Source organism: Pseudomonas sp. BW16M2 (genome assembly GCF_014268865.1).
Taxonomy (GTDB): Bacteria; Pseudomonadota; Gammaproteobacteria; order Pseudomonadales; family Pseudomonadaceae; genus Aquipseudomonas; species Aquipseudomonas peradeniyensis.
In genome coordinates this window covers 188,140-210,440 of the sequence record NZ_JABWRI010000006.1, presented here as the reverse complement: position 1 = coordinate 210,440, position 22,301 = coordinate 188,140, and the positions used below count along the sequence as shown (strand labels likewise).

Sequence of the window (22,301 nt, the reverse complement as noted above, 5' to 3'; positions counted from 1 at the left end):
CATGCCGGGGCCGGTCTTCCCCTGGCGGGATGGCAACCAGTTCGAACTGCTGATCGACGGCCCCGAGTTCTTTCCGCGCATGCTGCTGGCGATCGTGCGCGCCGAGTTCCAGGTCGACCTGGAGCTGTATCTGGTCGAGGGCGGCGCCTGCGCCGAGGCGGTGGTCGAGGCCCTGGAGCAGGCGGCGAGACGCGGCGTGCGGGTGCGCTGCCTGTTCGACGACTACGGTTCGCTGGCCTTCCCCACGGCCCTGCGCGAGCGTCTGCTGGCGGCGGGTGTCTACCTGCGCTGGTACAACCGCCTGCGCTGGCGCCGGGGCCTACGCAACCTCTATCGCGATCATCGCAAGCTGCTGCTGGTGGATGAACGGTTGGCGGTGGTCGGTGGTACCGGGGTCACCGATGAGTTCTGGACGCCGGGCGAAGAGGCCAGCGAATGGCACGAGGTGATGGTGCGCATGCAGGGGCCGATCGTCACCGACTGGCAGCTGTTGTTCGATCGCCAGTGGCACGCCAACCAGCGCCGCACTGCCTGGCGTCCACCCGAGGGCTTCGGCCTGCCGCGTCTGCCCCAGGTCCCGGCCCAGGGCCAGGGCATGGGCCGGGTGGCCTACGCCGACGCCCGCCAGCACAAGGACATCCTGCATGCGCTGGTGCGCGCCCTGAACAGCGGCCAGCGCCGTATCTGGCTGGCCACGCCGTACTTCCTGCCGACCTTCAGCGTGCGCCGCTCGCTGCGCCGCGCCGCGCAGAAGGGCATCGATGTGCGCCTGCTGCTGACCGGGCCGCGCACCGACCACCCGGCGGTGCGCTATGCCGGGCATCGCTACTATCCGCGACTGCTGCGCGCCGGGGTGCGGATCTTCGAGTACCAGCCGTGCTTCCTGCACCTGAAGATGGTGCTGGTGGATGACTGGGTCAGCGTGGGGTCGTGCAACTTCGATCACTGGAACCTGCGCTTCAACCTCGAAGCCAACGTCGAGGCCCTCGACCCGCTGCTGACCGCTGCCGTGGCCGCCAGTTTCGAACGTGATTTCGCCCAGAGCCTGGAAGTCGATCTGGCGCGCTGGCATGCGCGGCCGTTGTGGCGGCGGGTGCAGCAGCGCCTGTGGGGCTGGCTTGACCGGGTGGTGGCCAACCTGTTGGATCGCAGAAACTAGCGTCGTATATCGCCGTCGGGCAAAGCGGACTATCGTGCAGGGATTGTTCCCAGACAACCGAAGGAGTGGATGCGATGACGGCGAAGAAGATTCTCATGCTGGTAGGCGACTACGTCGAGGACTACGAGGTCATGGTGCCATTCCAGGCCCTGGCCATGGTCGGCCATACCGTCCATGCCGTGTGCCCGGAGAAGATTGCCGGGCAGACGGTGCGCACGGCGATCCACGATTTCGAGGGCGAGCAGACCTACAGCGAGAAGCCGGGGCACAATTTCGCCCTGAACTACGACTTCGTCCAGGTGCGCGCCGAAAGCTACGACGCGTTGCTGATCCCCGGTGGCCGCGCCCCGGAATACCTGCGCCTGAACGACAGGGTGCTGGAGCTGGTCAAGGCCTTCGACCAGGCTGGCAAGCCTATCGCGGCGGTGTGCCATGGTGCGCAGTTGCTGGCGGCGGCGGGCGTGCTCGAAGGGCGTGAGTGCAGCGCCTATCCAGCCTGTGCGCCCGAGGTGCGGCTGGCGGGTGGGCGGTTCATCGATATCGCGGTGGACCAGGCGCATGTCGACGGCAATTTGGTGACGGCGCCGGCCTGGCCTGCGCATCCGGCGTGGCTGGCAGCGTTCCTGAAAGTGCTGGGCACCCGTATCTCCTGATTGTCACGCTGAACTGTAGGAGCTTTGGTAGCGGTCATGGAGAAATACCTGTCGCGCAGGGGAAAGGCTGCGGGGTAGGGGGGATGCTAGGGTGGGTCTCAGTCATGCCCATCGACAGGACGACCGCCCCGCATGGAAATACGTCTGCTCCATGGCGCCGCCATCGCGCCTTACATCGATGACCTCGCGCGCCTGCGTCTGACGCTGTTTCGCGAGTTTCCCTATCTCCTGGACAGCTCCCTGAGCCACCAGGCCGATTACCTGTCCAGCTACGCCGAGTCCGGTCGCAGCTTGGTAGTGCTGGCGCTGGACGGCAGCCAGGTGGTGGGCGCCGCCACCGGCCTGCCGCTGGTGGATGTCGATCCCGAGTTGCAGCAACCGTTCCTCGCCCAGGGGCGTGATCCGGCGTCGGTCTACTACTTCGGCGAGTCGGTGCTGCTGCCGGCTTACCGTGGACAGGGGCTCGGCGTGCGCTTTTTCATCGAGCGCGAGTCCTATGCGCACAAGCTGGCCGAGTTCGATTGCTGTGCGTTCTGTGCGGTGGAGCGTCCCTCCGGACACCCACGTCGTCCGGCGGACTACAAGCCATTGCAGGGCTTCTGGCGCAATCGCGGCTTTCTGCACGAGCCGTCGCTGCGTACCGCCTACCGTTGGCGGGACCTGGACGAGCAGGCGCAATCGGCCAAGATCATGTCGTTCTGGCTCAAGGCGCTGCCTGCATGATCTTGCCTGAGTCGCTCAAGCGAGCGCCGTAAACGAAAACGCCCGGCGTGGGCCGGGCGTTTCGTTGACAGCGAACGGTGCTTTACTTCACTTCCACCGCCAGACTTTCGGCGATCTTGCCCTGCCACAGCGCGGGACCGGTGATGTGCACCGACTCGCCCTTGCTGTCCACCGCGACGGTGACCGGCATGTCCTTCACGTCGAACTCGTAGATCGCTTCCATGCCCAGCTCGGCGAAGGCCAGGACCTTCGACTTGCGGATGGCCTGGGCCACCAGGTAGGCGGCGCCGCCGACGGCCATCAGGTACACGGCCTTGTTGTCCTTGATCGCCTCGATGGCGGTCGGGCCGCGCTCGGACTTGCCGATCATGCCCAGCAGACCGGTCTGCTCGAGGATCTGGCGGGTGAACTTGTCCATGCGGGTAGCAGTGGTCGGACCGGCCGGGCCCACCACTTCGTCACCGACCGGGTCGACCGGGCCGACGTAGTAGATGAAGCGGCCCTTGAGGTCGACCGGCAGCTCTTCGCCACGGTTGAGCATCTCGACCATGCGCTTGTGCGCGGCGTCGCGGCCGGTGAGCATCTTGCCGTTGAGCAGGATGGTTTCGCCCGGCTTCCAGCTGGCGACTTCTTCCGGGGTGATGTCGTCGAGGTTGACGCGACGGGCGCTCGGGCCGGCTTCCCAGACGATTTCCGGGTAGGCGTCCAGCGACGGCGCTTCCAGCTCGGCCGGGCCGGAACCGTCCAGCACGAAGTGGGCGTGACGGGTGGCGGCGCAGTTGGGGATCATGCACACCGGCAGCGAGGCGGCGTGGGTCGGGTAGTCCATGATCTTGACATCGAGCACGGTGGTCAGGCCGCCCAGGCCCTGGGCGCCGATGCCCAGCTGGTTGACCTTGTCGAACAGCTCCAGGCGGATTTCCTCGAGGCGGTTCTGCGGGCCACGGGCCTTCAGCTCATGGATGTCGATGGATTCCATCAACACTTCCTTGGCCATGACCGCGGCTTTCTCGGCGGTGCCGCCGATGCCGATGCCGAGCATGCCAGGCGGGCACCAGCCGGCGCCCATGGTCGGGACGGTCTTCAGCACCCAGTCGACGATCGAGTCGGACGGGTTGAGCATGGCCATCTTCGACTTGTTCTCCGAGCCGCCGCCCTTGGCCGCGACATCGACCTCGACCTTGTCGCCGGGGACGATGGAGTAGTGGATGACGGCCGGGGTGTTGTCCTTGGTGTTCTTGCGGGCACCGGCCGGGTCGGCCAGGATCGAGGCGCGCAGGACGTTCTCGGGCAGGTTGTAGGCGCGGCGCACACCTTCGTTGATCATGTCGTCGACGCTCAGGGTGGCGCCGTCCCAGCGTACGTCCATGCCGACGCGGATGAACACGGTGACGATACCGGTGTCCTGGCAGATCGGGCGGTGGCCGGTGGCGCACATGCGCGAGTTGATCAGGATCTGGGCGATCGAGTCACGCGCGGCTGGCGACTCTTCACGCAGGTAGGCTTCGTGCATCGCCTGGATGAAGTCGACGGGGTGGTAGTACGAGATGAATTGCAGGGCGTCGGCGACGCTCTGAATCAGGTCGTCTTGCTTGATCACGGTCATGCAGCGCGCTCCTCTTAAAGACGGGAACATTCGAAAAGGCATTCCGACAGTGCACACCGGTATGTCAGGAACGCCTGGCAAGGCGCCGGCTGGTCGGGCCGGCACAAAAAGGCGCGGCAGTATACCGTGCCGCGCCTTCGGAAACACCTGCACGTGGTCTGGACCAAGGTCGGCAGGGTGTGGGCATCCTTTTTGCTGCAAAGCCCCAGCCGTTTTCGCCGCACCAGGCCATTCCCGCAGAAGATCGCGTACCCTTGTAGGAGCGGCCTTGTGCCGCGAAAGGGGTGCGAAGCGCCCCCGACAATCCCTCTGTATGCGGAGACCAGCCGAGGATGCCCGAACTTTGCGTGGGCGAACGCCAATGGACAGTGCCAGGCGGCAGCAACCTACTGGATGCCCTCAACGAGGCAGGCCTTAGTGTGCCCTACAGCTGCCGCGCCGGCAGCTGCCACGCCTGCCTGGTGCGCTGTCTGGACGGTATCCCCCTCGACGCGAAACCCGAAGCGCTGGCGGCGGACAAGCGCGAGCAGGGCTGGCGCCTGGCTTGCCAGTGCTCGGTCGCCAGTGACTTGCGGGTGGCGCTGTTCGACCCCCGAAGCGATGGCCTGCCAGCCACGGTGATCGGCCTGGACTGGTTCGCCGATGTGCTGCGCCTCAGGCTGCGAGCGGAGCGGCCATTGCGCTACCAGGCCGGGCAGCACCTGGTGTTGTGGAGCGGCGGCGTTGCGCGGCCCTATTCGCTGGCGAGCCTGCCGGGCGAGGACGACTTCCTCGAGTTTCACCTGGACTGTCGCCGTCCCGGTGCGTTCTGCGACCAGGCAAGGCAGCTTCGCCTGGGGGATGTGCTGAGGCTCGGCGAACTGCGAGGCGGTGCGTTGCACTACGACCCGGACTGGCAGGCGCGGCCGCTCTGGCTGCTGGCGGCGGGCACCGGGCTGGCGCCGTTGTGGGGCATCCTGCGCGAGGCGTTGCGACAGGGGCATCAGGGGGAAATTCGGGTGCTGCACGTGGCACACACCGCTGAGGGGCACTATCTGGCGCAGTCGTTACAGGCGCTGGACGGAGTGACGGTCGAATGGGTGTTGGCGGCGCAGCTGGATGAAGCGCTGGCTGGGTTGAAGCTGATGTCGCGTCAGACCATGGCGCTGGTGTGCGGGTCGCCTGGGAGCGTGGAGCGCTTTGCCCGACGGCTGTTCATTGCCGGGGTGCCACGTAATCAGATCTTTGCGGACGTATTTACCGAGCATGTTTGAGGGCTGAAAAGCATCGCGGGGCAAGCCCGCTCCCACAATGCCGACACCGGCGTGGGAGCGGGCTTGCCCCGCGATAGGGACTGCCGAGGGATCAGCCGACCAGCGGATCACCGACATGCAGGATCTTCATGCCGTTGGTGCCACCGATGGTGTGGTAGCTGTCGCCCTTGGTCAGGATCACCCAGTCACCTTGCTCGACCAGACCGCGCTTGAGCAGCTCGTCGACCGCCGCCTGGCTCACCTTGTCGGCCGGCAGCGAGGCCGGGTCGAAGGCGATCGGGTAGACGCCGCGGAACATGTTGGCACGGGCCTGGGTAGCACGGTGCGGCGACAGGGCGAAGATCGGCACGTGCGAGCGCAGGCGCGACATGATCAGCGGGGTGTAGCCACTTTCGGTGAGGGCGATGATCGCCTTGACACCGGGGAAGTGGTTGGCGGTGTACATGGCCGCCAGGGCGATGGACTCGTCGCAGCGCTCGAAGGTGGTGTGCAGGCGGTGGCTGGACTTCTGGCTGGTCGGGTGCTTCTCGGCGCCCGAGCAGATACGGGCCATGGCCTGTACGGCTTCGATCGGGTAGGCGCCGGCGGCGCTTTCGGCCGACAGCATCACCGCGTCGGTGTTGTCGAGCACGGCGTTGGCCACGTCGGACACTTCGGCGCGGGTCGGCATCGGGTTCTGGATCATCGACTCCATCATCTGGGTCGCCACGATCACCGCCTTGTTGTTGCGGCGGGCGTGCTGGATGATCTTCTTCTGGATGGCGATCAGCTCGGCGTCGCCGATTTCCACGCCCAGGTCGCCACGGGCAACCATGACGGCGTCGGAAGCGAGGATCAGCTGGTCGAGGGTCTCGTCGTCGGCGACCGCTTCGGCGCGTTCGATCTTGGCCACCAGCCAGGCGCTGCCGCCGGCTTCGTCACGCAGCTTGCGCGCGTATTCCATGTCGCTGGCGTCACGCGGGAACGACACGGCCAGGTAGTCCAGGTCCATTTCCGCGGCCAGCTTGATGTCGGCCTTGTCTTTTTCGGTCAGGGCCGGCGCGGTCAGGCCGCCCCCTTTGCGGTTGATGCCTTTGTGATCGGACAGCGGGCCACCGATGATCACCACGCAGTGCAGGGCATCGGCGGTGGCGGTTTCGACGCGCATGACCACGCGGCCGTCGTCGAGCAGCAGTTCGTCACCGACGCCGCAGTCCTTGACCAGGTCGGGGTAGTCGATGCCGACGATATCCTGGTTGCCTTCGGTCAGCGGGTGAGCGGTGGAGAAGGTGAACTTGTCACCGACTTTCAGTTCGATGCGCTTGTTGGCGAATTTGGCGATGCGAATCTTCGGACCCTGCAGATCGCCCAGCAGCGCGACATGGCGGCCGTTCTTGGCGGCGATGTCACGGATCAGGCGGGCGCGGGCCTTGTGCTCGTCCGGGGTGCCGTGGGAGAAGTTCAGGCGTGCCACGTCCAGGCCGGCGAGGATCAGCTGTTCGATCACTTCCGGCGAATTGCTGGCGGGGCCAAGGGTGGCGACGATTTTGGTACGGCGGATGGTCATGCACAGACTCCTATAGTGAAGCGCAGCGAAAGGCTACTCCTCAATTGCGCTGTAGTCATTGTTCCGTTGCACTACCCGCACATGAAGCAGGGTTGCGTTTGAACGGTACGGGTATGCTTGCAAATGGCGGTGAAGATTTGTCGTGAAAGGCCGATACACTGCCCATCAAAGGAGAATTCCCATGCGCACCCTGATCGTTTTGACCATGGCGGCCAGTGTCGTCGGCTGCACCCGCTGGTCCATGGACCACCACCTGAACAACGCCTACCGCGCCTACGACCGTGGCGATTGCGCGAAAGTCATGCTGGAACTGTCGCAGGTCGACCGCACCAGCCGCGCCCGTCCGTTCATCCACCCGGAGGTGTCGCTGCTGCGTGGCCAGTGCCTGGAGCGGCAGAAGCTCTTCGTCGACGCGGCGCAGACCTACCAGTACCTGATCCAGCAGTACCCGCGCAACGAGTACGCCTACCGTGCCCAGGCCCGCCTGCAGACGCTGGAAAAGCTCGGGCACCTGCGCGGCAGCGAGGCGACGGTGGCGAGTCCCGTGAACACTACACCTTGGCGTTAATCCTAATGTGTCGATGATTTCATGTAGTCCGTCCGTCGGACTGGGCTAATCTGTTAGAGAGTTGTCACGATCATCGCCAGTACCTTGTCTTCCTGGCCCCAGGTACAGGATTTCACTGCGATCATGTTTATCGAGCGACACATACAACGTCATCAACTGCCTTGCGTGCTCAAGGTGTTCAACCGCTGCACCGACCAGCAGATCGGCTATCTGGGCAACGCCTCGGAAGACGGCCTGATGCTGATCAGCCAGTTGCCGGTGCTGGTGGGGCCGGACTTCGAACTGCAGCTACGGGTGCCCCTCGCCGGCGGCGGCCTGCAATTTATCAACCTGACGGCCAGTTGCCTGTGGTGCCGCGAGGATGAGACGCCGGGGCATTTCGATGCCGGCTTCATGCTGCTGCAGGCACCGCAGGAATACGATGAGTTTGTCCGCTCCCTGCGTGACTTCTTCAGCTTCCGCCCCATGAACGCCTCCGCCTGAGGCTGGCCCAGCCCTCCCACGTGCCGTTAGACTCTGGTCGACCTCGATACAGGAAGACCCCGTGAGCTCCAGCATTTTCTGGCACGACTACGAAACCACCGGCATCAATCCGCGTAGCGACCGCCCGCTGCAGGTGGCCGGCGTGCGCACCGACCTCGACCTCAACGAGATCGAGGCGCCGATCAGCCTCTACTGCCGCCCCTCCGACGATATCCTGCCGCATCCGGCGGCTTGCCTGGTGACCGGCATCACCCCCCGGCAACTGGCCGACCAGGGCCTGTGCGAAGCCGAGTTCATGACCCGGGTGCACGATCAGTTGGCCCGCCCCGGCACCTGCGCTGCGGGCTACAACACCCTGCGTTTCGACGATGAGGTCACCCGCTACAGCCTCTACCGCAACTTCTTCGACCCCTACGCCCGGGAATGGCAGGGCGGCAACAGCCGCTGGGACCTGATCGATGTGGTCCGCACCGCCTATGCGCTGCGCCCCGAGGGGATCGTCTGGCCACAGCAGGATGGGCGCACCAGTCTGCGCCTGGAACTGCTGAGCAAGGCTAATGGCATCGACCACGGCCATGCCCACGAGGCGCTTTCCGACGTGCGGGCGACCATTGCCCTGGCCCGCTTGATTCGCGAGAAGCAGCCGCGGTTATATGACTGGCTGTTCCAGTTGCGCAGCAAGCACAGGGTCATGGAACAGGTTCGGCTATTGCAGCCGCTGGTACATGTATCCGGACGTTTCTCGGCCCAGCGCAATTATATCGGCGTGGTACTGCCTTTGGCCTGGCATCCGCGCAACCGCAACGCGCTGATTGTCTGCGACTTGCAACAAGATGCTTCGCCGCTGCTCCAGGAAAGTGCAGAAGCATTGCGCCAGCGCCTGTATACGCGGCACGAAGACATGGCCCAGGGCGAACTACCGGTACCGCTGAAGTTGGTGCATATCAACCGCTGCCCGGTATTGGCGCCACTGTCGGTATTGCGCCCGGCCGACCAACAACGCCTGGGGCTCGAGTTGTCGGCATTGCAGGGCCGGGCGGAGCAATTGGCCAATCAGCAGGCCATTTGGGCAGACAAGCTGGACATCATTTATCAGGAAGAAGGCTTTGCCCCCAGCGAAGACCCGGAGCAACAGTTGTATGACGGTTTTCTCGGCGACCGGGACAAGCGCCTGAGCGAACAAGTGCGGCGTGTGGATCCGGCGCAATTGGCTCATGGACAATGGATGTTCGATGACCCGCGACTGCCGGAACTGTTGTTCCGCTATCGCGCGCGAAACTTTTCCGACACCCTTGATGAACAAGAGCGCGCCCGTTGGCATGCGTTCTGTCAGCAGCGGCTTACTGATCCTACTTACGGTGCGCCTAATACCCTGGCGGACTTCGAGCAGGCATGCCAGAGCAGTTGGGCCGACGCCAGCGAAGCGGGACGGCAGGTGCTGGAGGCCTGGCAAACCCATGTCCGGCAACTGAAAGTGCAGTACCAGCTTTGAAATGTGCAGATAAACAAAAAACGCCGGCAAGTGCCGGCGTTTTTCATGTTGAAACCAATGCGCCTGTCAGGCGAATCAGTCCAGCAGGGTAGCCCAGCTTTCGACGACGTCGCCGCCCCACTTGGCTTTCCACTCTTTCAGGGTCTTGTGGTTGCCACCCTTGGTTTCAATAACCTCGCCGTTGTGCGGGTTCTTGTATTGCTTGACCTTGCGTGCACGCTTGGTGCCGGTGGCCTTGACTGCGCCGCGCGGGGCTTTGCTCAGTTTGCTTTCCGGATCGAGCAGGGCGATCACGTCACGCAGCGACTTGCCGTTTTCGGCCATCAGTTCGCGCAGCTTCTTTTCGAACTCCAGCTCTTTTTGCAGCTTGCCGTCTTGCGACAGGTTGGCCAGGCGGGCTTGAAGTTCCTTGATGGCTTCTTCGGTGGCGCGGTATTCGTTGATCAGGGACATGGTGTGTTCCTTAATGCATGTTCAGAGAGAGACAGTGGGGCAATAATAGACAGGCGAAACTCTCAAGTAAACAATTTAATATTGATCACTCATTTAATAGTAGGCACTGACTGCGCAGTCATTAGGTTAAGAAAAATTTACAATTTGTCTGGGCCACTGGCCATTTCCCCTTGGGAAGAAGGGAATAGGCCTGTGCGACTGTGTCCTTGAGCTTGCTGATGCGAGGGTGTAGATGCTTACTGCGTTTTTCCTGGCAGGCCGCTAGAATATGCGCCTTTGCGAAGTTCTGGAGTCTCCCTCATGCGCACCTATCGACTGGTGATTGCCTGCCCCGACCGCGTCGGCATCGTGGCAAAAGTCAGTAATTTCCTGGCCCTCTACAATGGCTGGATCAACGAAGCCAGCCACCACTCCGACGAGCAGAGCGGTTGGTTCTTCATGCGCCATGAGATCCGCGCCGAGTCCCTGCCGTTCGGTATCGAGGCTTTCCGCGAGGCGTTCGCCCCGATCGCCGAAGAGTTCTCCATGACCTGGCGAATCACCGACTCGGCGCAGAAGAAGCGCGTGGTGCTGATGGCCAGCCGTGAGTCGCACTGCCTGGCCGACCTGCTGCACCGCTGGCACACCGACGAGCTGGACTGCGAGATTCCCTGCGTGATCTCCAACCACAATGACCTGCGCAGCATGGTCGAGTGGCACGGCATTCCGTTCCACCATGTGCCGGTCGATCCCAAGGACAAGCAGCCGGCGTTCGCCGAGGTCTCGCGCCTGGTCGCCGAGTACGGCGCCGACGCCGTGGTGCTGGCGCGCTACATGCAGATCCTGCCGCCGCAGCTGTGCCAGGCATACGCGGAAAAGGTCATCAACATCCACCACAGCTTCCTGCCCTCGTTCGTGGGTGCCAAGCCGTACCACCAGGCGGCACTGCGCGGCGTGAAGCTGATCGGCGCGACCTGCCACTACGTGACCGAGGAACTGGACGCCGGCCCGATCATCGAGCAGGACGTGGTGCGTGTCAGCCACGCCGACAGCATCGAGGACATGGTGCGCTTCGGCCGTGACGTGGAAAAGATGGTCCTGGCCCGCGGCCTGCGCTATCACCTGGAAGACCGCGTGCTGGTGCATGGCAACAAGACCGTGGTGTTCAACTGAGTCGAGGGCCATGGCATGGCAGACCCGCGTGACAAGGCCGGCGCCTCGGCGCCACCGACCTTGGGCGAAGGCTGCCTGGCCCGCTTCGACCCCGAGGCGTTGAGCGATGAGGACGGCACCGAGTTTCCCGGTGCCGCCGAACTCTGGGGGCGACTCAGCCCGTCTGGCGACGACGCTTCAGTCGAGGACGCGCCAGCAGGTACAGGAACACCAGCCCGTCCGCCGGCAGATAGAAACAACAGGTAACCGCGCGCCGGCGGTCCGCCAGCTCGGGCGCTTCACGGGCCTGGCTGGCGCGCCAGCCAGGCGGACTTGGTCAGTGGCTCACGGCCTTGGGCCAGCAACTGGTGCAGGGTATCGAGCCAGTAATTGCGTGCGCTGGCGTGGCGCATGTCGACCGGATGCAGACCCAGCCGCAGGGTGTCGGCTTCGCGCCAGCGGCGGCACTGCCAGTCGCTGACCACCCTCGACAGGCCGCGGCGCCAGGCGCTGCGGGCACTCCACACCAGTCCCGGGGCCTCGAAGGCGGTGAAGTCCGGCAGCCGGTACAGGTGACGCGGTGAGCTGGTATAGCGCAGTGGCAACTGCCTCAGTGCCTGGCGCGTACCTGCGCTCATCAGCCAGGCGGGGGCAACGAAGCCCGCCACTGGCCAGCCCTGCTTCTCGAACAGGGCCAGCCCGACCTGCAGGCGTTGCAGGGCATCTGCCTGGTCCAGCCCATGGAACTCGCCTTCGTGGGTATAGATCCGGCGCATGAAATATTCGCCCGGTCCGCGCGGTGGCGGGCCATCGTCGGCGTGGTAGTAGCCATGCAAGGCCAGCTCGTCGCCCAGGGCCAGGCGCCGCTCGAGCAGGCGACAGAAGGTGGGGGAACGGGTCAGCGGGTTGCGGTGGTGGAAGTCCGGTACCACCAGCCAGGTCATGGGCACCCCGCCCAGTGCGTCGATGGCCTGGACGAAGGGCTGGTAGTCCGGCCAGGTTTGCGGCGCGATATCGTGCAGCACCAGCATCAGGCTGCGCGTGTCAGCCTGGCCCTCAGCCATGGGCGCGCACCGGCAGCGGGTGGCCGAGCACCGCCTGGTAATGCTGGAGCAGGCCATTGACCACGATGTCCCAGCTGTAATGGCGCTCCACGTGTTGGCGTGCCTGACGGCCCAGTTGGTCCACACCGCTGTCGAACGCTTCGCGCACGGCTTCGGCCATGGCTTGGCCATCGTTGGGCGGGCACAGCCGGCCGCAGCGTTCGTCGACGATTTCGCTGAAGGCGCCGGCACGCACGGCCACCACGGGCGTGGCACTGGCCATGGCCTCAAGGATCACCAGACCGAAGGTTTCCTGGTCGCCGGCATGCACCAGCAAGTCGGCGCTGGCCAGCAGACGGGCGATTTGTGTGGGCGGGCAGAAGTGATCGATCACGCTGACATTGCCCGGCACGCTGGCCGGCATGTTCGAGCCCACCAGCAGCAGGTGGTAGGGCTGGCCGAGCGCGTGCATGCAGTCAAGCAGCACCGGCAGGTTCTTTTCCCGCGAGCCGCGGCCGGCGAACACCAGCAGGCGGCTGGTATCGGCGATGCCCAGCTCGGCGCGCAGGCCGGGGTCGTGCCGGTCTGGGTTGAACAGCGCCAGGTCCACGCCCAGGCGCTGCACGTGCACGTTCTCCACGCCCAGCCTGCGCAACTTGTCAGCCATCACCTGGCTGGGTGCCAGGACCCGGTCGAAATGCCCGTAGAGCTTGCTGACATAGGCCTCGACATTGGGGGTGAACCAGTTACCCATGCGGTTGCTCACCAGCAGGGGCAGGTCGGAGTGATAGAAACCGATCACCGGCACATCGAGCTTGCGCCGCGCCTCCAGGGCCGCCCAGGCGGTGAGGTAGGGGTCGCCGACCTCGATCAGGTCGGGCCGCAGGCGGCGCAGTTCCTTGCACCAGGGCGCCAGGCGCACCGGGAAGCGGTAGCCGTTGCCGAAGGGCAGGGGTGGGGCGGGTACGTGATAGACACCATTGACCTGGCTGGCATTGGCACCGGGAATCAGCAGGCTGTGGCGAACGCCGGGCATGGCGTCGAGGCGGCGGTGCTTGGCATCAAGGTAGGTTCGCACGCCGCCGCTGGCCGGGGCATAGAACATGGTGATGTCGGCGATGTGCACGATCAGCATCCCTCCGGGATCGTCCTCGGGTGAGTCATTCGGCGGTTATGAACCGGCGATGACGCGCCTGAGGGTTGACCTACTAGAAGGATAGTTTGTTCGATCGGGGTTTGGCGGGGCGCCCTGTCGCGGGGCAAGCCCGCTCCCGCGAGGGGAGCGGGCGGCGGGTCAGATGCGGAAGCTGCCGACCAGTTGCTTGAGGCGGCCGGCCTGCTGCTCGAGGTCCGAGCAGGCGCGCAGGGTGGCCTGCAGGTTCTCGACGCCTTCCTGGTTGAGCATGTTGATCTCGTTGATGTCCATGTTGATCGAGTCGACCACGGCGGTCTGCTCTTCGGTGGCGGTGGCCACCGACTGGTTCATGCCGTCGATCTCGCCGATGCGCTGGGTGACGCTGCCCAGGCGTTCGCCGGCCTGGTTGGCGATGTCCATGCTGTCCTGGCTGTGACGCTGGCTCTGGCCCATGGTATCGACCGATTCGCGGGCGCCGACCTGCAGCTCCTCGATCATGGTCTGCACCTGCTGCGCCGACTCCTGGGTGCGGTGCGCCAGGTTACGCACTTCGTCGGCGACCACGGCAAAACCACGTCCAGCCTCGCCGGCTCGGGCAGCCTCGATGGCGGCGTTGAGGGCGAGCAGGTTGGTCTGCTGGGAAATGCTGGTGATCACCTCGAGGATCTGGCCGATGTTGACGGTCTTGTTGTTCAGCGTCTCGATATGCTCGCTGGAGGTGACGATCAGGTCCGACAGGCGGTTCATCGCATCGATGTTGCGCTGCACCACCTGCTGGCCTTCCTCGGCCAGCAGTCGCGCCGAGCTGGCATGCTGCGAGGCCTGGGCGGCGTTGCCGGCGATCTCCTGGGCGGCGGCGCCGAGCTGGTTGATGGCGGCGGCGACGCTGTTGGTGCGGTTGGACTGCTCGTCGGAGTTGCTCATCGACGAGTTCGAGGCGCTGATCACCCGCAGTGCTACTTCGTTGACCTGCTCGGTGGCCGAGGACACCTCGCGGATCGACCCGTGGATGCGCTCGACGAAGCGGTTGAAGGCGGTACCGAGGATGCCGAACTCGTCGTGGTTGTGGATTTCCAGGCGACGGGTCAGGTCGCCTTCACCCTCGGCGATGTTCGACATGGCGCGGGTCATGGTGTGCAGCGGCTGCATCAGCACGCGGATCAGCAGGCCGAGCAAGGCGATGATGATCACCACCGCCACCAGGGTGGCGATCACAGCCGAAGTGCGGAAGGTGCTGAGCATCGAGAAGGCCTTGTCCTTGTCCACCGACAGGCCGATGTACCAGTTGGCCGAGGGCAGGCCCTTGACCGGGGTGAAGGTCAACAGGCGGGTTTCACCGTCAAGCGTCACTTCGGTCAGGTTGCCGGACAGCCTGGGTGTGTTCTGCGGGAACAGGTCCGACAGCGATTTCATTACCAGGTTCTTGTCCGGATGCACCAGGATCTTGCCCTGGTCGTTGACCAGGAAGGCGTAACCCATGCCGCCGAAATCCAGCGAGTTGATGATCTGCACCAGGCCGTCGAGGGCCAGGTCGCCGCCGACCACGCCGACCGAGCGCGAGGCGGTGCTGATGATCGAGATGACCAGCTCGTTGGTGGCCATGTCGATATAGGGTTCGGTGAGGATCGGGCCGTTGGCGTTCAGGCCGTCCTTGTACCAGGGGCGCACACGCGGGTCGTAGCCGTCGGGCATCTTGGTGTCCGGGCGCACGGTGAAGGTGCCGTCGGGCTGGCCCAGGTAGATGGTCTGGAAGCTCGAAGTCAGCGCGTTCTGGCCCAGCAGGGTGCCGGTGTTCTGTGGGTATTGGGCAATGTTCTGGGCGACGTTTTCGACCAGCTTTATGCGCCCTTCGAACAGGTTGCGGATATTGGTGGAGGTGGACTCGCCCATCTCAGCCAGGTAGTTCTCCAGGTCTTCGCGAATGGCGTTACGCTGGAGGTAGTCGTTGTAGAGGGTGAAGAGGCTGAAGGCGAGTATCACGATCAGTGATGCCGCCAGAAGAATCTTGTGGCTGAAACGAAGGCTTTTATTCATAACGTGATCGTGTCCGCTAAGGTTTTTTATCGGGTCGTTCGCACAAAGCACGGTTGGAAAACAGTGCAACAATTCCCGTGGGTCCTTTTCGGGTTGTTACTGTCTTTCTGGGTAGAATCATTTTGAAATATCGGCTGTCACGCGACGGAACTTGAGCAGGGGATGAAAGAAGATGTCAGATTCCTTACGAATGGTAGTAGGAGCAGGTCCTGATGGTCAGCCGGTATCCCAGTCCATGCGCCTGGCCAACCGGCACGGCTTGGTGGCCGGCGCCACCGGCACTGGCAAGACGGTCACCCTGCAACACCTGGCCGAGCTGTTCAGCGATGCCGGGGTCGCGGTATTCGCCGCGGATGTGAAGGGCGACCTGTGCGGCCTGGGCGCGGCCGGGGCGCCCCAGGGCAAGGTGGCCGAGCGGATCGCCGGCATGCCCTGGCTGAACCACAAGCCCCAGGCTTATCCGGTGAGTCTTTGGGATATCGCCGGGCAATCGGGGCATCCGTTGCGCACCACCCTGAGCGAAATGGGACCGTTGCTGCTCGGCAACCTGCTGGAACTCACCGACAGCCAGCAGGCTGCCTTGTATGCGGCGTTCAAGGTGGCCGATCGCGAAGGTCTGCTGCTGCTCGACCTGAAGGACCTCAAGGCCCTGCTCGCGCACCTGAAGGACAACCCCCAGCTGCTGGGCGAAGACAGCGCCTTGATGACCAGCGCTTCCACGCAGGCCTTGCTGCGCCGACTGGCGACCCTGGAACAGCAGGGCGCCGAGGCGCTGTTCGGCGAGCCGGCGCTGCAGTTGGAGGATCTGCTGCGTCCGGAAGGCGACGGTCGCGGGCGTATCCACCTGCTCGACGCCAGCCGCCTGGTGCATGACGCGCCCAAGGTCTATGCGACCTTCCTGCTGTGGCTGCTGGCTGAACTGTTCGAGCAGCTGCCGGAGCGCGGCGATGCCGACAAGCCGGTGCTGGCGCTGTTCTTCGATGAGGCGCACCTGCTGTTCAACGGTACGCCCAAGGCGTTGCAGGATCGTCTGGAGCAGGTGGTGCGGCTGATCCGCTCCAAGGGCGTTGGGGTGTATTTCGTCACCCAGTCGCCGGGCGACCTGCCGGATGCGGTACTGGCTCAGTTGGGGCTGCGCATCCAGCACGGCCTGCGGGCATTCACCGCCAAGGAGCAGAAGTCGCTGCGCGCGGTGGCCGATGGTTTCCGCCCCAACCCGACGTTCGACAGCCTGGCGGTGCTGACTGAGCTGGGCATTGGTGAGGCTCTGGTCGGGACGTTGGAAGAGAAAGGCACGCCTGCCATGGTCCAGCGGGTGCTGATCGCGCCACCGCAGTCGCGGATCGGGCCGTTGAGCGCAGTCGAGCGGCAGGCCCTGATCGCGGCATCGCCGCTGGCCGGGCGCTATGACAAGCCGGTGGACCGTGAGTCGGCCTATGAAATGCTTACCCAGCGCAAGGGCGAACCGGTGGAGCCGGCGCCCCAGGCCAAGGCCGATGAGGACAGCTTCGCCGACAAGGCCGGTGAGTTCCTGCAGAGCGCGGCGGGGCAGGCCATCAAGTCGGCGGTACGCCAGGCGGCCAATCAATTGGGGCGGCAGTTGGTGCGTGGGTTGATGGGGTCGTTGTTGGGAGGAAAGAAACGCTAGGCCCGTCCTGGCCCCTGTCGCGGGGCAAGCCCGCTCCCATGTGTAAACCTTATTCAGGACGGGACAACGGATACAAAAAAGGCGCCCTGCAAGGGGCGCCTTTTTCAGTACTGCATCAGCAATCAGCCGATGGCCTTGGTGGCCAGCCAGAACAGGCCGGCGGCCAGGCCCATCGTTGCCGGCAGGGTGAGCACCCAGGCCAGCAGGATGGTCTTCACGGTGCCGCCCTGCAGGCCGCTCTTGTTGGCGACCATGGTACCGGCGACGCCCGACGACAGCACGTGGGTGGTGGACACCGGCAGGCTGAACACGTTGGCCATGCCGATGGCGCAGGCTGCGGTGATCTGTGCCGACATGCCCTGGGCGTAGGTCATGCCCTGCTTGCCGATCTTCTCGCCGACGGTCAGCACCACGCGCTTCCAGCCGACCATGGTGCCCAGGCCCAGGGCCAGGGCGACGGCGACGATCACCCAGAACGGTGCGTACTCGGTGGTGGCGGTCAGGTCCTTGCGCAGCTTCTCCAGGTCAGCCTTTTCACGGGCCTGCAGGCCCGGCAGCTTGCCGACCTTCTTCGCCGTGTCGTCCAGGCACAGCAGGTAGCGACGCACTTCGACGCGCTTCTCGGCGCTCAGGGCGCGGTAGTCGGTCACCCCGGCGAGCGACGATTGCAGTGCGGCGATGGTCGGCTCGGTCTGCTGCGGGTTGCAGCTGAACTGTTCCGGCAGGTCGCTCGCCTGCGCCTTGCCCAGCGCCAGGAACTCGCCCAGGGTGGCGGCGTTGCGCTGGTAGAACTGGCTCAGGTGCAGGGTGGCGTCGCGGGTGCGTTCGATCTGGTAGGTGGTGCTGTTCAGGTCGAGAACGAACTTGGCCGGGACGATGCCGATCAGCACCAGCATGATCAGGCCGATGCCTTTCTGGCCATCGTTGGAGCCGTGCACGAAGCTCACGCCCATGGCCGAGATCACCAGCACCAGGCGGTTCCAGAACGGTGGGTGCTTCTTGTCGTCGAGCTTGCGGCGCTGGTCCGGGGTCTTGTGCATCTTCGACAGCGGACGCCACCATTTCAGGCCGATCAGCAGCAGGGCGGCGACAGCGAAGCCGGCCATGGGCGAGAGCACCAGGGACATGCCGATGTCGATCGCCTTCTGCCAGTTGACGCCGTCGCCCAGCGGAATGTCGCTGAGCAGGGCATTGGCCAGGCCGACGCCGAGGATCGAACCGATCAGGGTGTGCGAGCTGGAGGCCGGGATACCGAAGTACCAAGTGCCGAGGTTCCAGGTGATGGCCGCGGCCAGCAGCGAGAAGACCATGGCCAGGCCGTGACCGGTGTTCACATTGATCAGCAGTTCGACCGGCAGCAGGTGGACGATGGCGTAGGCCACCCCGACACCACCGAGCAGAACCCCGAGGAAGTTGAACACACCGGAGAAGAACACGGCCAGGTGCGGTGGCATGGCCTTGGTATAGATGACAGTGGCTACCGCGTTGGCGGTGTCATGAAAGCCATTGATGAACTCGAATGCGAGCACGAAGGTCAGAGCGAGCGTCAGGCTCACGATAACCCAGGCATCCAGTCCGCTGAATAAATCGATCATGAAGGTTGTCTGGCGGTCTTAGGGGGGGCGGATTATGCCAGAAAACCATGGCAATCGATGCACCCGCCACTGACCGATGGCAGGGGAATGGCGACCCTGCACCTGCATGGCGCAGGTGAGCTTTCGCGCAAAAACGTCGTAAAAAATCGATAAATTTCAGAAAAATCAGCGATTTGAGACGATTTTCGTAGAGAGTCCGCAATTTAAACGCTTGTATGAAATTTGTGTGATTCCATTTCATATCGAGCATTTTCACCCAGGATGCCTTGCCGCAACCGTTGCTCGATAGTGGCGCTATGGCATCGCTGACTTCACTCGCCGTCGCTGCGCAGTTCCTTTTCGATCTTCTCGATTTCCTGGGCGAAGGCCTGGTCGAGAATGCTGGCGCGTTTACGCCAGGGTTTGCGTTCCGGGTCGGGTTGTGCGGCATAGGTGGTGACTTCACCACCGTATACATCCTTGTAACGTTCGGCCTGGCGCTCGAGTTCCGCGCGCAGTTCTTCTTTCGTCACAGTAATACCTGAATAGGTTGAAGTTGGGCGTCAGCCGTTAAATACACACGCAGGATGTGGAAATTCGGCAACGCGAACACATCGTTGCACTGCAAGGACAGGGTGTGGGAGGGCGACCTGCGGCGCACCACACGACAAGCCACTGCTCAGGCAGCGGGCAGGCGTCAGGAAGGCAACGAAAGTTTGTCGATTGGATCCGTTATACCGCGCAGACAATCAACATGAGCCGATTATAGCAATCGGCAATTCGAAGGCTATCGTTCTTTACCCGCCATTGACAATAGACCTGAAGTTATTCTTTGCAGACAGAGGCTTTGTCCGAGCAGACTGCTGAAAGTTCAAGTTGTTGTGGTAGGCAAGTTTGCCGGTGGATGTCGGAAATGAAAACGGCCTCGCTGGGAGGCGAGGCCGTTGCCTGGGACTTCTACGGTGGGTACCTGACCAGTCTCTCCAAAGAAGCCACATGTGGCAGGGGAAAGGTATAAGCAAAAGTGTCAGCGGTCAATTGCGATTATCGGCCGTTCGTTCGATAATCGAACGAGGTAGCGATTTTTTTGAGGCATGTCCATGAGCGAAGAAACCAGCGGCCCGCCAGCGAACGAGCCCGCGCGCAATACCAGCCCCACCCTGGCACCACCGATCGTGGCGTCCGCGGCCAAGCGCATCCAGGCCTTCACCGGTGATCCGGATTTCATGACCTCCCTGGCTCGTGGCCTGGCGGTGATCCAAGCGTTCCAGGAGCGCAAGCGGCACCTGACCATTGCCCAGATCAGCCACCGCACGGAAATCCCTCGGGCGGCGGTGCGGCGTTGCCTGCATACCTTGATGAAACTGGGTTACGCCACCACCGACGGTCGCACCTATTCGCTGTTGCCCAAGGTGCTGACCCTTGGCCATGCCTACCTGTCGTCCACACCGCTGGCGGTGTCGGCCCAGCCCTACCTCGACCGGATCAGCGACCAGCTCCATGAAGCGGCCAACATGGCCACGCTGGAAGGCGACGACATCCTTTATATAGCGCGCTCGGCCACGGTCGAACGGTTGATCTCGGTCGACCTGTCGGTCGGCGGGCGGTTACCGGCCTATTGCACGTCGATGGGGCGCATCTTGTTGGCGGCGCTGGACGACGCCAGCCTGCACGAGTACCTGGAGCGGGCGGACCTCAAGGCGCGGACCAGCCGTACCCTGCACGACCCGGCATCGCTGTTCGCCTGTATCCAACAGGTGCGCGAGCAGGGCTGGTGCGTGGTCGACCAGGAGCTGGAACAGGGGTTGCGTTCGATTGCCGTGCCGATCTATGACGCCTCGGGGCAGGTGCTGGCGGCGTTGAACGTGAGTACCCATGTCGGTCGGGTCAGCCGTGGGGAGCTGGAGCAGCGCTTCCTGCCGATCCTGCTGGCGGCCAGCCGGGACCTGTGTCATCAGTTGTTTGGCTGAACACTCGATCCCTGTGGGAGCTGGCTTGCCAGCGATGAGGCCGGTGCATGTGACACCGGCAGTGGCTCCCACACCATGGCCGTCGAACACAGGCTGCCGTTTCCTGTTCGATAAACGCACAGTGTCGTTCCCGACGAATTGCGCCGCCCACGCCTGCTGATTAATGTCTGTCGCACGAGTCGGCTTCGCCGACCGGACAATAACAATAGGCCCGAGGGCATCCCCATGAAGACCATCCCTTCGCTGTCGCGGCCGCACCCGCGCGCAGTGCTGCTTCACGCCGGCTGATCCCAAGCCGTCGTATCCACCGTTTCCTGTTCCTGCGCATCAGCGATGCGCGGTAGCCTGCCTGTGCCCAACTCCCGGATAACAACAATGAACAAGCCACAATCCGCTGTCGGCAACTGCCTCGATGTCCAGTCCCTCATCAACGACCAACCGCTGTCGCGCTATCAATGGCGGGTGGTGATCCTGTGCTTCCTGATCGTCTTCCTCGATGGCCTGGACACTGCCGCCATGGGTTTCATCGCCCCGGCGCTGTCCCAGGAATGGGGCATCGACCGTGCCAGCCTCGGCCCGGTGATGAGCGCCGCGCTGATAGGCATGGTGTTCGGCGCCCTTGGCTCCGGGCCTCTGGCCGACCGTTTCGGACGCAAGGGCGTGCTGGTCGGGGCGGTGCTGGTGTTCGGCGGTTTCAGCCTGGCCTCGGCCTACGCCACCAATGTCGACCAGTTGCTGGTGCTGCGCTTTCTGACCGGCCTGGGCCTGGGGGCGGGCATGCCCAATGCCACCACCTTGCTCTCCGAGTACACCCCGGAGCGGCTCAAGTCGCTGCTGGTGACCAGCATGTTCTGTGGCTTCAACCTGGGCATGGCCGGGGGCGGTTTCATCTCGGCCAAGCTGATCCCGGCCTACGGTTGGCACAGTCTGCTGGTAATCGGCGGGGTGCTGCCATTGCTGCTGGCGCTGGTGCTGCTGGTCTGGCTGCCGGAGTCGGCGCGGTTCCTGGTGGTGCGCAACCGCGGCACCGAGAAGGTACGCCGGACCCTGGCGCCGATCGCCCCGGCGCTGGTGGCCCAGGCCGCGAGCTTCAGTGTGCCGGAACAGAAGGCGGTGGCGGCGCGCAACGTGTTCGCGGTGATCTTCTCGGGCACCTATGGCCTGGGCACTGTACTGCTGTGGCTGACCTACTTCATGGGCCTGGTGATCGTCTACCTGCTGACCAGCTGGCTGCCGACCCTGATGCGTGACAGCGGCGCGAGCATGGAGCAGGCCGCCTTCATCGGCGCGTTGTTCCAGTTCGGCGGCGTGCTCAGCGCGGTGGCCGTGGGTTGGGCGATGGACCGGTTCAACCCGCACAAGGTGATCGGCGTCTTCTACCTGCTGGCGGGGGTGTTCGCCTATGCCGTGGGGCAGAGCCTGGGCAACATCACCTTGCTGGCCACGCTGGTGCTGGTCGCCGGCATGTGCGTGAACGGCGCGCAATCGGCCATGCCGTCGTTGGCGGCGCGGTTCTACCCAACCCAGGGGCGTGCCACCGGGGTGTCGTGGATGCTCGGGATCGGTCGCTTCGGCGCAATCCTCGGTGCCTGGAGCGGGGCGACGCTGCTGGGTCTGGGGTGGACCTTCGAGCAGGTGTTGACCGCACTGCTGGTGCCGGCGGCGCTGGCCACCATCGGCGTGGTGGTGAAGGGGCTGGTAAGCCACGCCGACGCGACCTGAGGCGATAGGGACGCGTTAGATAGCAGAGTAACAAATGGTTCGATAATCGCACGAAAGTGCGATTATCGGATTGTTACCACCCCGACAGCCACCGTAATCTGGGCCCAT

The 22,301-nt window shown here is 64.0% G+C and carries 20 protein-coding genes; 12 read left to right on the top strand and 8 right to left on the bottom strand.

From position 1 onward, the window contains the following. The first annotated feature begins 1 nt into the window (after position 1). The 3 genes from HU735_RS08570 to HU735_RS08560 all read left to right on the top strand — a co-directional run bounded on the left by HU735_RS08570 (position 2) and on the right by HU735_RS08560 (position 2,535). Positions 2 to 1,159, top strand: coding sequence for a phosphatidylserine/phosphatidylglycerophosphate/cardiolipin synthase family protein (locus HU735_RS08570; protein WP_186713144.1), 1,158 nt, complete (start codon positions 2 to 4; stop codon positions 1,157 to 1,159). Positions 1,160 to 1,233: 74 nt separating this feature from the next. Next, positions 1,234 to 1,812 (top strand): DJ-1/PfpI family protein, encoded by a 579-nt coding sequence (locus HU735_RS08565; RefSeq protein WP_062572944.1) that lies wholly within the window; start codon positions 1,234 to 1,236, stop codon positions 1,810 to 1,812. Between the two features lie 132 nt (positions 1,813 to 1,944). Continuing rightward, positions 1,945 to 2,535, top strand: coding sequence for a GNAT family acetyltransferase (locus HU735_RS08560; RefSeq protein ID WP_186713143.1), 591 nt, complete (start codon positions 1,945 to 1,947; stop codon positions 2,533 to 2,535). 82 nt (positions 2,536 to 2,617) lie between these two features. On the opposite strand, the gene HU735_RS08555 is transcribed toward HU735_RS08560, so the two are convergent. Continuing rightward, positions 2,618 to 4,141: a fumarate hydratase gene (locus HU735_RS08555; RefSeq protein WP_186713142.1), complete on the bottom strand. Its 1,524-nt coding sequence runs from the start codon at positions 4,139 to 4,141 to the stop codon at positions 2,618 to 2,620. A 332-nt stretch (positions 4,142 to 4,473) separates the two neighbouring features. On the opposite strand from HU735_RS08555, the gene HU735_RS08550 reads away from it, so the two are divergent. Beyond that, the gene (locus HU735_RS08550; protein WP_186713141.1) at positions 4,474 to 5,394 is read left to right on the top strand and encodes an iron-sulfur-binding ferredoxin reductase; all 921 of its coding nucleotides are present in this window, start codon (positions 4,474 to 4,476) and stop codon (positions 5,392 to 5,394) included. Between the two features lie 91 nt (positions 5,395 to 5,485). Here the strand turns inward: HU735_RS08550 and pyk are convergent, their stop codons facing one another. Further along, on the bottom strand, positions 5,486 to 6,940 hold the full coding sequence (gene pyk, locus HU735_RS08545) for a pyruvate kinase (protein WP_050703896.1): 1,455 nt from the start codon (positions 6,938 to 6,940) through the stop codon (positions 5,486 to 5,488). A gap of 181 nt (positions 6,941 to 7,121) precedes the next feature. On the opposite strand from pyk, the gene HU735_RS08540 reads away from it, so the two are divergent. The 3 genes from HU735_RS08540 (at position 7,122) to sbcB (ending at position 9,483) form a co-directional block, all read left to right on the top strand. Further along, on the top strand, positions 7,122 to 7,508 hold the full coding sequence (locus tag HU735_RS08540) for a hypothetical protein (protein ID WP_050703897.1): 387 nt from the start codon (positions 7,122 to 7,124) through the stop codon (positions 7,506 to 7,508). Positions 7,509 to 7,631: 123 nt separating this feature from the next. Further along, on the top strand, positions 7,632 to 7,991 hold the full coding sequence (locus tag HU735_RS08535) for a PilZ domain-containing protein (RefSeq protein ID WP_023631126.1): 360 nt from the start codon (positions 7,632 to 7,634) through the stop codon (positions 7,989 to 7,991). A 61-nt stretch (positions 7,992 to 8,052) separates the two neighbouring features. Continuing rightward, positions 8,053 to 9,483, top strand: coding sequence for an exodeoxyribonuclease I (gene sbcB, locus HU735_RS08530; protein WP_186713140.1), 1,431 nt, complete (start codon positions 8,053 to 8,055; stop codon positions 9,481 to 9,483). Positions 9,484 to 9,558: 75 nt separating this feature from the next. Here sbcB and mvaT read toward each other — a convergent pair whose 3' ends face one another. Beyond that, on the bottom strand, positions 9,559 to 9,936 hold the full coding sequence (mvaT, locus tag HU735_RS08525; RefSeq protein WP_050703899.1) for a histone-like nucleoid-structuring protein MvaT: 378 nt from the start codon (positions 9,934 to 9,936) through the stop codon (positions 9,559 to 9,561). Between the two features lie 300 nt (positions 9,937 to 10,236). Between mvaT and purU the strand changes: the two genes are divergently transcribed. After that, on the top strand, positions 10,237 to 11,088 hold the full coding sequence (gene purU, locus HU735_RS08520; protein WP_186713139.1) for a formyltetrahydrofolate deformylase: 852 nt from the start codon (positions 10,237 to 10,239) through the stop codon (positions 11,086 to 11,088). Between the two features lie 15 nt (positions 11,089 to 11,103). Then, positions 11,104 to 11,334: a hypothetical protein gene (locus HU735_RS08515; RefSeq protein ID WP_186713138.1), complete on the top strand. Its 231-nt coding sequence runs from the start codon at positions 11,104 to 11,106 to the stop codon at positions 11,332 to 11,334. A gap of 32 nt (positions 11,335 to 11,366) precedes the next feature. Here HU735_RS08515 and HU735_RS08510 read toward each other — a convergent pair whose 3' ends face one another. From HU735_RS08510 to HU735_RS08500, 3 genes are all read right to left on the bottom strand, one after another. Continuing rightward, on the bottom strand, positions 11,367 to 12,131 hold the full coding sequence (locus HU735_RS08510) for a DUF2334 domain-containing protein (RefSeq protein WP_186713137.1): 765 nt from the start codon (positions 12,129 to 12,131) through the stop codon (positions 11,367 to 11,369). After that, a complete protein-coding gene (locus tag HU735_RS08505; RefSeq protein WP_186713136.1) occupies positions 12,124 to 13,245 on the bottom strand; it encodes a glycosyltransferase family 1 protein in 1,122 nt (373 codons plus the stop codon). Before HU735_RS08505 ends, HU735_RS08510 begins: the two co-directional genes overlap by 8 nt. Before the next feature lie 159 nt (positions 13,246 to 13,404). After that, a complete protein-coding gene (locus HU735_RS08500; protein ID WP_186713135.1) occupies positions 13,405 to 15,279 on the bottom strand; it encodes a methyl-accepting chemotaxis protein in 1,875 nt (624 codons plus the stop codon). A 172-nt stretch (positions 15,280 to 15,451) separates the two neighbouring features. Here HU735_RS08500 and HU735_RS08495 point away from each other — a divergent pair, with 172 nt between their 5' ends. Continuing rightward, positions 15,452 to 16,927, top strand: a complete 1,476-nt coding sequence (locus HU735_RS08495; protein ID WP_186713134.1) for a helicase HerA-like domain-containing protein — start codon at positions 15,452 to 15,454, stop codon at positions 16,925 to 16,927. Between the two features lie 122 nt (positions 16,928 to 17,049). On the opposite strand, the gene HU735_RS08490 is transcribed toward HU735_RS08495, so the two are convergent. Beyond that, a complete protein-coding gene (locus tag HU735_RS08490) occupies positions 17,050 to 18,522 on the bottom strand; it encodes an inorganic phosphate transporter (protein ID WP_028690222.1) in 1,473 nt (490 codons plus the stop codon). 311 nt (positions 18,523 to 18,833) lie between these two features. Further along, positions 18,834 to 19,034, bottom strand: coding sequence for a hypothetical protein (locus tag HU735_RS08485; RefSeq protein WP_050703906.1), 201 nt, complete (start codon positions 19,032 to 19,034; stop codon positions 18,834 to 18,836). Between the two features lie 567 nt (positions 19,035 to 19,601). Here HU735_RS08485 and pcaR point away from each other — a divergent pair. Together pcaR and HU735_RS08475 are read left to right on the top strand one after the other, a co-directional pair. Then, complete coding sequence (gene pcaR / locus HU735_RS08480) at positions 19,602 to 20,471, top strand: pca regulon transcriptional regulator PcaR (protein ID WP_050703907.1); 870 nt, start codon at positions 19,602 to 19,604, stop codon at positions 20,469 to 20,471. A gap of 375 nt (positions 20,472 to 20,846) precedes the next feature. Then, positions 20,847 to 22,193, top strand: a complete 1,347-nt coding sequence (locus tag HU735_RS08475; protein WP_050703908.1) for an MFS transporter — start codon at positions 20,847 to 20,849, stop codon at positions 22,191 to 22,193. Positions 22,194 to 22,301 lie beyond the last annotated feature (108 nt).

Bases quoted from the DNA above. Each gene is read 5' to 3' on its own strand.
- HU735_RS08570 (WP_186713144.1), top strand. From the start codon at position 2: ATGCCGGGGCCGGTCTTCCCCTGGCGGGATGGCAACCAGTTCGAACTG.
- HU735_RS08565 (WP_062572944.1), top strand. From the start codon at position 1,234: ATGACGGCGAAGAAGATTCTCATGCTGGTAGGCGACTACGTCGAGGAC.
- HU735_RS08560 (WP_186713143.1), top strand. From the start codon at position 1,945: ATGGAAATACGTCTGCTCCATGGCGCCGCCATCGCGCCTTACATCGAT.
- HU735_RS08555 (WP_186713142.1), bottom strand. From the start codon at position 4,141: ATGACCGTGATCAAGCAAGACGACCTGATTCAGAGCGTCGCCGACGCC.
- HU735_RS08550 (WP_186713141.1), top strand. From the start codon at position 4,474: ATGCCCGAACTTTGCGTGGGCGAACGCCAATGGACAGTGCCAGGCGGC.
- pyk (WP_050703896.1), bottom strand. From the start codon at position 6,940: ATGACCATCCGCCGTACCAAAATCGTCGCCACCCTTGGCCCCGCCAGC.
- HU735_RS08540 (WP_050703897.1), top strand. From the start codon at position 7,122: ATGCGCACCCTGATCGTTTTGACCATGGCGGCCAGTGTCGTCGGCTGC.
- HU735_RS08535 (WP_023631126.1), top strand. From the start codon at position 7,632: ATGTTTATCGAGCGACACATACAACGTCATCAACTGCCTTGCGTGCTC.
- mvaT (WP_050703899.1), bottom strand. From the start codon at position 9,936: ATGTCCCTGATCAACGAATACCGCGCCACCGAAGAAGCCATCAAGGAA.
- purU (WP_186713139.1), top strand. From the start codon at position 10,237: ATGCGCACCTATCGACTGGTGATTGCCTGCCCCGACCGCGTCGGCATC.
- HU735_RS08515 (WP_186713138.1), top strand. From the start codon at position 11,104: ATGGCAGACCCGCGTGACAAGGCCGGCGCCTCGGCGCCACCGACCTTG.
- HU735_RS08510 (WP_186713137.1), bottom strand. From the start codon at position 12,131: ATGGCTGAGGGCCAGGCTGACACGCGCAGCCTGATGCTGGTGCTGCAC.
- HU735_RS08505 (WP_186713136.1), bottom strand. From the start codon at position 13,245: ATGCTGATCGTGCACATCGCCGACATCACCATGTTCTATGCCCCGGCC.
- HU735_RS08500 (WP_186713135.1), bottom strand. From the start codon at position 15,279: ATGAATAAAAGCCTTCGTTTCAGCCACAAGATTCTTCTGGCGGCATCA.
- HU735_RS08495 (WP_186713134.1), top strand. From the start codon at position 15,452: ATGTCAGATTCCTTACGAATGGTAGTAGGAGCAGGTCCTGATGGTCAG.
- HU735_RS08490 (WP_028690222.1), bottom strand. From the start codon at position 18,522: ATGATCGATTTATTCAGCGGACTGGATGCCTGGGTTATCGTGAGCCTG.
- pcaR (WP_050703907.1), top strand. From the start codon at position 19,602: ATGAGCGAAGAAACCAGCGGCCCGCCAGCGAACGAGCCCGCGCGCAAT.
- HU735_RS08475 (WP_050703908.1), top strand. From the start codon at position 20,847: ATGAACAAGCCACAATCCGCTGTCGGCAACTGCCTCGATGTCCAGTCC.